This is a genomic window from Bartonella queenslandensis AUST/NH15 (genome assembly GCF_000312585.1).
Classification (GTDB): domain Bacteria; phylum Pseudomonadota; class Alphaproteobacteria; order Rhizobiales; family Rhizobiaceae; genus Bartonella; species Bartonella queenslandensis_A.
The window spans coordinates 1-667 of the sequence record NZ_HE997982.1 but is presented as its reverse complement, the minus strand read 5'-3'; the positions used below and the strand labels follow the sequence as shown (position 1 = coordinate 667).

Here is a 667-nt window from a genome sequence, read left to right as displayed (position 1 = left end):
TTACAGCTTGCTCCAATGCCCAACTGCTTACGTTTCTAAGAACATAAGTGTAAGCAAGCGCTATTGACGTTGGATCTCCTGTCGCTTGCATTTTAAGACCATTCGAAATCAACATGAACGCTGTCTGAATTTCCTCTTCACTCGCTTTCTTCTCAAGCGTATTGAGTGCATCATTGGCTAGTAATGTAATTCTCTCCACTTCTGAAATCGATGGTTTCTGATTGGGTAGCCAATGGTACGGATACTCTCCTGTCATTCTTGAACAGAAATTCGTATGCACTACCTGCATTTCTGATATCGGACATTGCGTGCGCAACCTGACGACTGAGGCTGATTTTTTCGTTTGATTGGCTAAATCCTTGTCTTCCATAATCTACTCCTTTTGAAGGTTTGTTAAAATCTTTTGAATTTCTTACCCAATTACGCCATGTTGCTTGCCAATCTAGTTTGGTAGCGTCTTTACCTGCCTTAGCATTCCAAAAATCTCGAAATTTAGCGATTTCAACTTTCACACGCTCTGGAGGCAAGCCCTCTTCGATTGCAAAATCGTAATCGGGTTCAAAATCCGCAGGCAATCGACAGCCGCGATCCGTTTTAACCCGCTTGTTTTTTTTCAAAACGTTTTCTTGCTCGTGAATGGGAAGTTGGTTTTCTGATGATGTTGCGA

1 pseudogene is annotated in these 667 nt (G+C 42.1%); it reads right to left on the bottom strand.

Going from position 1 to position 667, the window contains the following annotated elements:
- Window positions 1-170 precede the first annotated feature (170 nt).
- Window positions 171-667: pseudogene (locus tag BN338_RS12025) on the bottom strand (hypothetical protein); the annotation flags it as partial.